At 72.4% G+C, this 8,687-nt stretch carries 17 protein-coding genes; 2 read left to right on the top strand and 15 right to left on the bottom strand.

Features of this window, described 5'->3' with window-relative positions:
* Positions 1-120: 120 nt before the first annotated feature.
* On the bottom strand, positions 121-405 hold the full coding sequence (locus tag ABZ885_RS30850) for a DUF6300 family protein (RefSeq protein ID WP_360195782.1): 285 nt from the start codon (positions 403-405) through the stop codon (positions 121-123).
* Between the two features lie 114 nt (positions 406-519).
* Here ABZ885_RS30850 and ABZ885_RS30845 point away from each other — a divergent pair, with 114 nt between their 5' ends.
* Both ABZ885_RS30845 and ABZ885_RS30840 read left to right on the top strand, forming a co-directional pair.
* Positions 520-1,941, top strand: coding sequence for a DUF2079 domain-containing protein (locus tag ABZ885_RS30845; RefSeq protein WP_360195779.1), 1,422 nt, complete (start codon positions 520-522; stop codon positions 1,939-1,941).
* A gap of 30 nt (positions 1,942-1,971) precedes the next feature.
* Positions 1,972-2,310 (top strand): hypothetical protein, encoded by a 339-nt coding sequence (locus ABZ885_RS30840; RefSeq protein ID WP_360195776.1) that lies wholly within the window; start codon positions 1,972-1,974, stop codon positions 2,308-2,310.
* A gap of 143 nt (positions 2,311-2,453) precedes the next feature.
* On the opposite strand, the gene ABZ885_RS30835 is transcribed toward ABZ885_RS30840, so the two are convergent.
* The 14 genes from ABZ885_RS30835 to ABZ885_RS30770 form a co-directional block, all read right to left on the bottom strand.
* A complete protein-coding gene (locus tag ABZ885_RS30835) occupies positions 2,454-2,732 on the bottom strand; it encodes a hypothetical protein (RefSeq protein WP_360195774.1) in 279 nt (92 codons plus the stop codon).
* A gap of 7 nt (positions 2,733-2,739) precedes the next feature.
* Positions 2,740-2,868 carry a hypothetical protein gene (locus tag ABZ885_RS30830; protein ID WP_360195771.1) on the bottom strand — a complete coding sequence of 43 codons (129 nt, stop codon included), beginning with the start codon at positions 2,866-2,868 and terminating at the stop codon, positions 2,740-2,742.
* A complete protein-coding gene (locus tag ABZ885_RS30825; RefSeq protein ID WP_360195768.1) occupies positions 2,865-3,656 on the bottom strand; it encodes a hypothetical protein in 792 nt (263 codons plus the stop codon). Before ABZ885_RS30825 ends, ABZ885_RS30830 begins: the two co-directional genes overlap by 4 nt.
* Entirely contained in the window at positions 3,653-3,988 is a 336-nt protein-coding gene (locus tag ABZ885_RS30820; RefSeq protein ID WP_360195765.1) for a helix-turn-helix transcriptional regulator, read from the bottom strand. Before ABZ885_RS30820 ends, ABZ885_RS30825 begins: the two co-directional genes overlap by 4 nt.
* Positions 3,985-4,218, bottom strand: a complete 234-nt coding sequence (locus ABZ885_RS30815; protein ID WP_360195762.1) for a hypothetical protein — start codon at positions 4,216-4,218, stop codon at positions 3,985-3,987. The genes ABZ885_RS30820 and ABZ885_RS30815 overlap by 4 nt, the downstream gene beginning before the upstream one ends.
* A gap of 88 nt (positions 4,219-4,306) precedes the next feature.
* Positions 4,307-4,705: a hypothetical protein gene (locus ABZ885_RS30810; RefSeq protein WP_360195759.1), complete on the bottom strand. Its 399-nt coding sequence runs from the start codon at positions 4,703-4,705 to the stop codon at positions 4,307-4,309.
* Positions 4,706-4,716: 11 nt separating this feature from the next.
* A complete protein-coding gene (locus ABZ885_RS30805) occupies positions 4,717-5,094 on the bottom strand; it encodes a hypothetical protein (RefSeq protein WP_360195756.1) in 378 nt (125 codons plus the stop codon).
* Positions 5,091-5,243 (bottom strand): hypothetical protein, encoded by a 153-nt coding sequence (locus ABZ885_RS30800; RefSeq protein ID WP_360195753.1) that lies wholly within the window; start codon positions 5,241-5,243, stop codon positions 5,091-5,093. The genes ABZ885_RS30805 and ABZ885_RS30800 overlap by 4 nt, the downstream gene beginning before the upstream one ends.
* Before the next feature lie 57 nt (positions 5,244-5,300).
* Positions 5,301-5,537, bottom strand: coding sequence for a hypothetical protein (locus ABZ885_RS30795; protein ID WP_360195750.1), 237 nt, complete (start codon positions 5,535-5,537; stop codon positions 5,301-5,303).
* A 68-nt stretch (positions 5,538-5,605) separates the two neighbouring features.
* Positions 5,606-7,096: a DNA cytosine methyltransferase gene (locus tag ABZ885_RS30790; RefSeq protein ID WP_360195748.1), complete on the bottom strand. Its 1,491-nt coding sequence runs from the start codon at positions 7,094-7,096 to the stop codon at positions 5,606-5,608.
* A gap of 9 nt (positions 7,097-7,105) precedes the next feature.
* The gene (locus ABZ885_RS30785; RefSeq protein WP_360195745.1) at positions 7,106-7,573 is read right to left on the bottom strand and encodes a hypothetical protein; all 468 of its coding nucleotides are present in this window, start codon (positions 7,571-7,573) and stop codon (positions 7,106-7,108) included.
* Entirely contained in the window at positions 7,570-7,827 is a 258-nt protein-coding gene (locus ABZ885_RS30780; RefSeq protein WP_360195743.1) for a hypothetical protein, read from the bottom strand. The genes ABZ885_RS30785 and ABZ885_RS30780 overlap by 4 nt, the downstream gene beginning before the upstream one ends.
* Positions 7,828-7,926: 99 nt before the next feature.
* A complete protein-coding gene (locus ABZ885_RS30775; protein ID WP_360195741.1) occupies positions 7,927-8,472 on the bottom strand; it encodes a hypothetical protein in 546 nt (181 codons plus the stop codon).
* Positions 8,469-8,687: hypothetical protein (locus tag ABZ885_RS30770; RefSeq protein ID WP_360195738.1), on the bottom strand; the 219-nt coding region annotated here is incomplete at its 5' end. The genes ABZ885_RS30770 and ABZ885_RS30775, both read right to left, overlap by 4 nt.

Raw genomic sequence — 8,687 nt, 5'->3', positions numbered from 1 at the left:
ACGCCTCGAAGAACCTCGCCCTCAGCACCCCGAAATCCACGATCCCCGCAACTCCCTGAACTCCAGGGTGTTGCGGGGATCGTTAGAACCCGCCCAACGCGGCGGGGCCGTTCCGTTTCCCTACGGCTCGCGTTGCCCGGGCACCCAGACCCAGCCCTGCGCCGCCGCGCCGTCGCGTATCCAGGCGACGACGAAGTCGGGGAGCAGGTCCGCCGGGCGCTGATCCTCGGGCAGGCCCAAGATCGCGACGAGCCGCCCGGCCGGGGTGTTGCCGGTGTCGCAGCGCAGGCACAGGAACAGGTCGATGCCGTCGCCGAGCGGGAGACGCGCGGAGATGGCCGCGGGTTCGCCGCAGCGGGGGCAAGACGGCATGTCGTTGGTACGGATCACTTGGAAGTCGGCCATGTCGGTCAAAGCGGGCTCCTCCCTGGTGGGGGTCGCCAGAATCAACCCGCGATCAAGAAGAGTCAAGATCCTGCGCACAACCCACACAGCCACACCGGCCGCTACCGTTCACCAATGGCCACCACCACACGCCCAACTCCCGCCCGCCCCATACGAAGACCCGGCCGCCACGCACCCCACGTCGCCCTCGCCGCGGCCCTGTTCGCCATCTACGCGCTCACCTCAGTCATCCGCTACCAGCGCTACGGCAGCCCCTCCTACGACCTGATCATCTTCACCCAAGCCGTCAAGGCCTACGCCCACCTCCAAGCCCCGATCGCGCCCGTCAAAGGCGACGGCTTCAACCTCCTCGGCGACCACCTCTCACCCATCACCGCGCTCCTCGCCCCCGCCTGGTGGATCGCCCCCACCCCCCTCGCCCTCCTCGTCGCCCAGGCAGCCCTCATGGCCTGGTCAGCCGGCATCATCTCCGCCACCGCCGAGCAGCTCCTCGGCCGGGCCCGCGGCCTCTGCATCGGCATCGCCTACGGCCTCAGCTTCGGCATCCTGCGCGCCGTCGACTGGGACTTCCACGAGATAGCGTTCGCCGTCCCCCTCATCGCCATGACCGGCAGGCAACTCATCTGTCGCCGTTGGACCCGCGCCGCCTGCTGGGCACTGCCGCTCATCCTGGTCAAGGAGGACCTCGGCGCAACGTTCGTCGCCGCAGTCGGGGTGTACATCGCCGTCGCCAGCCGCCAGCGCATCCTGGGCGCAGCACTCGCCACCGCCGGCCTGGCCGCCACCGCCGCAGCCATCTGGTGGATCATCCCGCACTACAACCCAGACGGCACCTACCCCTACTGGGACCGGATCCCCGGCGCTCCCTGGTGGCACGCCCCCATCGAAGCCGCGGTACGCCTGCAGACCTGGAAGACGCTCGGCTGGACGCTCGGCATCACCGGCGCCCTGGCGGCACGCTCCCCGCTCGCCCTCACCGCTGTCCCGGGCCTGCTGCTGCGCCTCGCCTCGGCCAATCCGGGCATCAACGGCACCACAGCGCACTACTCCGCCACCGCCATGCCGGTAATGTTCCTCGCCGCCGCGGACGCCGCCACCAGGCTCCGCCGGTCACCCAGCATCCCGCTGCGCCAGTACGCCGACCGCGCCACAACCGCCCTGCCCGCGGTCGCCTTCGCCTGCATGTGCTCACTCGCCTACGGCCCCGCCGCCCTCACCAGTCCGGGTGCCTGGCCCGACAGGGCGGACCGCACCCGCGACGAGGTCGTCACCATGGTCCAGCCCGGGGCGGTCGTCGAGGCAGGCAACAGCATCGGCGCCCACCTTGCGGCCCGCGCGGATGTCTACTGGATGGGCACGCCAGGCAATCCGGCGCCGGAGTGGATCATCAACGACCGCGAGGAATGGCCCGACGGACCCGATGGGGACGCGGTCATGGCCTACCCCGCCTATTTCCACCCGGGGGTGCGGTACGAGGTGGTCCTGCATCGGGACGGGATCACGGTGCTGCGCCGCGTGGCCGACCTGGGGCATTGAATCGAACACAGATTCGACTAGCCTAGCTGTGTGAGCCCAACCCTCCACCCCGCCTGGTGCGACCCCGAGTACTGCGACATCCCCGACCTGCCGCCCCTCGGCAGCCGCGGCGGCGCCCACCGCTCCAAACTGATCCCCCTCAACCTGGAGACCGAAGCCCGCGGACAAGCCGGCCAGGTCTACGCCGGCCTCTCCCAGTCCGCACGCCCCCAGGCCGGGGTCTTCCTCAAATGGATCATCGACGGCGAACCAGTCGGCCACCTCCCCATCGCCGACGCCGAACCCCTCGCCTGGCTCATCGCTGACGCCCTTGCCAACCAGCGCGGCGACGACCAGCCCGTCGAACACGCGAAAGCGCCCGACCAGTAGGCCGGGCGCAGCAGGAGGGGCTTGTCGGCGCGGCCAGGCGTCGGGCTGGTCGGGCGCTGGTCAGGTGGCGGGCTGGTAGGGCGGGTGGGGCGTCCCTGGCCGTGGTGGGTGTGGGGGCGCCCCGTCTGCGTGCGTGGGGCGGGTCAGTGGCGGTGGGTGGGCGGGCCGTACGGGAACTGCTGCCAGGCCGGGCGGTCCTCGCAGCAGGGGACGCCGTCGTAGTCGACCGTCCGCTGCCTGTAGCGGCGGAGCGCGGTGAGGTCTGCCTCGCCGCTGGCGAAGGAGAGTTCCCCGTGTGGGTTGCGTGCGACCAGCCAGTCCGGGCCGAGCGCCTCGACGGTGCAGCAGGTGTAGTGGTCGCGACCGAATCGGCCGCCGCAGTAGCCGTGGAGGATGTCGCCGACGGCGATGGGCTGGTCCATGAGGTCCTCAGGGCTTGTAGTGGGCGAGGTCGGGGATGACGTCGTGGATGGGCCGGGCCGGCAGGTCGAGGGGCCAGTCCTCGCTGTCGTCGTCGAAGAGCAGGGCCGGATCCCACTCGTCGTCGGGGCAGGTCACGGCCGTGCCTCGGGCCGGAGGCCGGGCTGTACGACGGCACCGCACTGGCACACGAGGGCGAGGTCACCCGGGCGGGCGCCGAGCTTCTTCGGGTTGCGGTGGTCGCAGGTGAACGCGGCGCTGAGGCGTGGTGCTGCAGCCACGGCCTGCCGCGCGTTCTCGTCGAGGTGCTGCTGCCAGCGCTTGGCGAAGGCCGCGACCTCGTCGCAGGTTCCCCACGCCGCATGCGCGCTCCGACCGCAGTCGGGGCAGGCGGGTCGCCAGTAGCCGATAGTCCGCAGGGTGATCTGTTCGGTGGCCGGGGTCGGCGCCGGGCTGGTGGCGGCCCCGTCGAGGACTTCGCGGATCCGGCGCGCTGCCTCCCAGTTCGCGTCGGCGTAGCCGCCGTAGGCCTCCTCGGTCTCCAGGGTGTCCGCGAGGGCCCGGGCGGCGGCGATGCTGGTCGCCCAGATCCTCGACTCGTTGCGCCAGCCCTCCATGGCGCCGTCGAACGCCGCCTGCAGAGCGGCGATGCGGGCCTCGGCCTGCTCGGCGCGGGCTGCCTGCCGACGGGCCTCAACGATGGTGGACTGGTGGGCGCGCCGCTCGTACGACTCGGACCGCATGATGGCGGCCCACGCTTCAAGGGTCGCGGCCAGGGCGGCCTCGGCGGACTGGACGCGGGTGGTGAGCTGGTCGACCTGCGTACGACGCTGGCCGAGCTCGTCCTCGGCGGCGCGGATCTGCTCGTCTCGCTCGCGGACGTGGCGGGCGAGTTGCTGCTGGTAGGTCTCCTGCTCGGGGATCATGCGGCGCTCCGGGCTCGGTTGCGGATGGCTCTCTTGTAGGCGGTCTCGGCGGCACGGCAGGCGGGGCACGGCCGTTCGCCGCGGGTTTCGTGCTGCCGGTAGCCGGCGTGGTCGCCGTGGCGCCGAATGTCGGCGGCGAGAATGCCTTGCTGGTAGGCGATGTGGACGAGGTTGGCGCGGTCGCGGGCGCCTACCTTGGCGCGGAGCCTTGAGAGGTGGCTCTCAACGGCGTCCTCGGTGAGGCCGAGGCGGTGTCCGATCTGCGCGTTGGTGAAGCCTTCGGCGACCAGTTGGAGGACGGCGGCTTGCAGGCCGGTGAGGGGGCGGCTCACTGCTGCGGCTCCCCGGGTGCGGTGGGGAGTTGGGTGCCGCGGACGGGGTGGCGGCTGAGCGTGTTGCCGTAGCGGGCCCAGAGGATGGCGGGCTGCTGGTCGGCGGCGGGGGTGATGCCGATCTCGTCGGGCTGCTCGGGCGTGGGGGTTCTCGGGGCGGTGGCGATGCGGTAGACCCAGTAGGCGGCGACGGTTCCGCAGACGGCGAGGACGACGAGGTTGGGGTTCATGTGCGTCTCCAGGGGTGGAGGGCGTAGAGGGTGGCGGTGAGGCCGGCGCCGTAGATGGCGCCGGCCACGACCAGCCAGGGGCTGACGGTCACGCGGTGGGCTCGTCCTCGGCCGGGAACAGCGCGGCGGCGCGCGCGTGCGGGCACGGCCCAGGCTCGAACCAGTAGTGCTCCTGGCAGTCACCGTGGTGGTCGAGTCGGCAGGGCTCCGGGTCGCGCAGGCTGTCGATGAGGTCGAGCAACGTGGCCACCGGCGGTACAGCCTGTTCGGGCTGTCCATCGGCCCAGACGATGCGGGTGTGGCCGCCGTGACCGTGGACGTGGACCGCGTCCTCAATGGAGCCCCAGGTGACGGTGGAGGGCCGGTCGCCGGTCCAGCGGATGGTGACGGTGCCGTCGGGCCACTGGACACCGTGGGCGACGATGCCGGTACCGGAGACGCCGGTGATGTCGGTGTCGCGCTGGAGGTGGAAGATGCGGGGCTGCATGTGGTGCTCCTTCAGTGGGTGGTGGCCGGGCCAGGCTGGCCGCCGTCCTGGCCGAGCACCGCGCGGGCCACCGCGAGGGCACGGACGACGTGGGTGGGGTGGGTGACACCGGGCTGGTAGTACTCGGCGGACGTCTCCAGCCAGTCGGCGAGGGCGAGGCCGACACCGGGGTGCATCAGGGCGATGTACTCGGCGGTGTCGCGACGCTCCTCGGGGAGGTCGGCGCCGGGCTGTGGCGTCCATCCCCTGCGGGGTGCAACGGCGGGGCCGACGCGGAGGAAGCCGTTCCCCTGGTGGATGGTCCAGGGGCCCGGGTCGCCGTAGAGCGTGGCGGCGGCACGGAGCCGGTTGGCGGCGGTGGTGAGCAGGTCGGCGGGCTGGTCGGTCACCGGCTCTCCTCGGAGGTGTAGGCCCAGGCAGGGCAGTCGTCGTTGTGGCTGTCGGGGTCGCCGGGGAACATCGGGTTGCAGGGGTCGCCGTGGCAGAGTTCGCGGAGGGTGTCCTCCAGGCTCCAGGGGTCGCCTACGTTGAACGGCACCTTGGTCTCCTCGGGTGGGGGCCTGCCGCCGGGTGACGGCAGGCCGGCGGGCGGGTATCAGCCGAGCGGGAGCTCGTGGATCGCGATGTAGACCTTGGCCCACCGGCCGGTCAGGCCCTTGGTCTTGAGCTGCCACATGCGGGTGTCGCGGGCGCCGGGTTCCTCGTCCCAGCGGTGTTCGGCGTTGGGCGAGTAGCGGCGCTGGTCGAGTTCGACGGCGGCCTGCGCGAGGGCGAGGCTCATGTGTGCGGTGTAGGGGCCGTTGCTGTTCGCGACGGCGTAGATGGTGGCCACGGGGTCTCCTTTGGGTTGGGCCGCCGCCCGCGGGTTGCGGGCGGCGGTGACGGGCGGTCGGCGGGGCGTCAGACGGCCGGCTGGAGGTCTTCGCCGGTGATGGACTCGACGAGGGCACTCATCAGGACCTCGGCGGCCGGCGGGGTGACGGCGTTGCCGTACTGGCGGACCTGCTCCCGCTTGTTGCCGAGCACGGTGTAGTCGGAGCCGAACGCCATGGCGGCGCCGATCTCGCGCGGGGTGAGCATCCGGAACAGGCACTCCTCGACGGCGAGTTCGGCGGTCACCAGGGCGTGGCGCTCGACGGTGGTGACGGTGCTCGCGGGTTCCTCGACCGTGCGTGCGGTGCCTGTGCCGTAGTACGGCACGAGCAGGCCCTTGGTCTCGCCGGTGGTCCGGCCCTGGGCCGGCTCCCGGACCGGGCGGGCCTCGTCGTTCCACGTGCCGCCGACGGGGGCGGCCATCGCCTCGGGGTGGACCAGGCCGTGGTGGTTGCCGGACGCGCACACGGTGGCCAGCGGGTCGGAGGCCGGCCGGTGGTCGGAGCCGCCGCCGCGCAGCTCGGCGAGGAACGGTTCGAACCAGGCGAGGCTGGTCTCGTTGCGGGTGGTCATGGTCCGCAGCGGGTCGTCGACCGGGGCAGCGGACTTGCCCTCGCGGCCTTCGACGGGGACGGCCAGCGGGCGGGCGTACTTGGCCAGGCCGGCCCGGATCCGGGCGACGGTCTTCGCGGCGAGGGGCTTCGTGCGGTCGCCGATGCGCTGCCCGGGCTGGGTCCAGTCGATCGCGGCGGCGGCCGGCAGGGCCCACGGTTCGACGGCCTTCCAGCAGCCGGCGACGGGGCAGCGGTACACGTACTGGGCGCGGTAGCGGCCCCACTCCCGGGCGGGGTTCTTCCACGACTGGACGGCCTGGACGCGGCCGTGCTCGGGGCACAGGGCGTCGGGGCGGGTCCACTTCTCGACCTGCGGGGCGCGGTTGCCCTTGAGCCAGTACAGGACGTACATGCGGTCGCGGGACTGCGGGGCGAGCGGCGTTCCGAACCGGGGCCGGGCGTGCATTGAGTTGAGGTAGACGATCCGCATGTCGTAGCCGAGCGCCCGGATGGCCATGCGCCAGGCGTCGAACAGGGCCCAGTTGCGGGCGTCGACGACGTTCTCGACGGCTCCGCCGAGGACGGGCCGGCCGCGCAGCGACATGGCTTCCAGGTAGCGGGGGACGTCCCACATGGTGGCGCGGGAGCGGACGGCGGCTTCCTCGGGGAGGACCTCGCCGAACAGGTCGGGCTGCATGTCGGCGCCGCGCTTGACGCCCTTCGCCACCGAGTGGTTCGTGCATTCCGGGCTGGCCCAGAGGAGATCGGTGCGGGGGTAGCGGCGGAAGTCGATCTGGGAGATGTCGGCGCAGTCGTGCCGGACGTCGGGGAAGTTCTCCTGGTGGGTGCGGACGGCGAGGTCCCAGTGGTTGGCGGCGGTGGCGACCCGGAGGCCGGGGATGTTGTGCATGCCCTGGCTGGAGCCGCCAGCGCCACAAAAGAAGTCCGTCACGGTCAGAGTCATGGTGGGTCCTCAGCTGGTCGGGGTGCGGGCGGCGTTGAGCACGCCGATGTTGGCGTCGCAGGTGCAGCGGCCCCAGTCGCCGCAGCCGCCGCCAAGGCATGCGGACTCGATCAGCCGGGCGGCCTCGGCGAGTGTCTGGTCGCGACGGCGGACGATGGCGTCGCCCTGGGCGAGGATCTCGGCACGGAGACGGTCGATGACCTCATCGCGCTGTGCGAGTTCGGTGCGGAGTCGGGTGATGTCGTCCTCGCAGCGGTGCAGGGACTCCAGCTGGAAGTGGTTCTCACGGGCCAGCCGGTCCAGCTCGGGCTGCACCACGGCCAGCACCCACGAGGTGATGAAGTCCGCCCACTCCCCGATGCGCTCGCGGCCGGGCTCGTCGTACAGCTCGGCGTCCTGGAGGCCGATGAGCATGGCGGGTCGGATCGCTGCGTCGATGCGCTCGGCAAGGCTGGCCGGCGGCGGGGTGGCGGTCACCGGGCGCCCTCCGCGGCGTTCTTGAGGACGTCGGCGGCGGTGCACCACTCCTCGTGGCGCTCCCAGTCGCTGGGCTGACGGTCGTCCTCGTCAATCGCGTCGAGGCGGTCGTTCGAGGCGGCGACGATCAACGCGCGGGCCTCGGTGAGCACCTCGGCGCGGTAGGCGTCGAGGAGCTGAGCGGCCTGTTCGGGGAGCTTGAAGCTAACGTGGAACGCGCGCTCGATCTCGGCGCGGGCGGTGCGCTTGGGCATCAGGTTCTCCGTGGTGGGTGTGTGACGGGGCTGTGCGGGCGTCTGTGGGCTTGTCGTGGGCGCGGGGTTCCGGGGGTCCGGTCCCGTGCTGCGGGGCTGTCAGGCGGGCCGCTGGGGGCCGTCCTGGGCGTTGCGGACGGCGGCGGCCAGTCGGGCGTTGTGGGCCATGGCGTGGCCGACGGCGTCGCCGATGCTGGCGTGCGGGGTGCCGAAGTGGGCGGGCCAGCGCTCGGCGCGGAGCTCGTCCTGCTTGGCGAGGGCGCGGTCCCGAAGGTCGGTCATCGCGGCCAGGGCGGCCTCCAGTTCCCGGACCCGGGCGACCAGGGCGTCGCGTTCGACGTGGAGCGTTCGCGCGTCCTCCATGGCGCGGTCGCGGACCTGTTCGGTCCAGGTGACGGTGCGACGCCACATGCTGTTCTCGTCGCGGAGGTGCCGGGCGCGGGTGCGGGCGGAGCGCCAGGCGGTGAGGTAGCGCTGCATGCGGGCCTCGCGGCGGGCGCCGACGCGCTGGTTCCCGCGGACGGCCCGGGGAGCGGAGCGGACCTCCTCGGCCTCCCACGTGGTGAGGGGGCGAGTCTCGGCAGCGTCGATCAGGGCCTCGACGTTGGCGAGGCGGTCGTCGGCGGGCTGGGGCTGGGTGCTCATCGGGCGGTCTCCTCGGTGCGCAGGTCGATGTGCTCCAGGGAGATGCCGCCCGCGTAGCCCTCGACGGCGACGACCGGTTCGCCGTGGCCGAGCGTCCAGGCGGCACTGCGGGTGCGGGTCTCCAGGCGGTGGTCGTCGAGCGCCGAGTAGGCCGGGTGCTCGGGGCGGACACCGGGGTAGGCGGTCACCGGGGTACCGACCGGGTAGCGGTCGTT

This window comes from Kitasatospora sp. NPDC047058, from assembly GCF_040643935.1.
GTDB lineage: Bacteria > Actinomycetota > Actinomycetes > Streptomycetales > Streptomycetaceae > Kitasatospora.
Note: the sequence above shows the minus strand (reverse complement) of the source record. Positions and strands in the feature narration are given on the sequence as shown.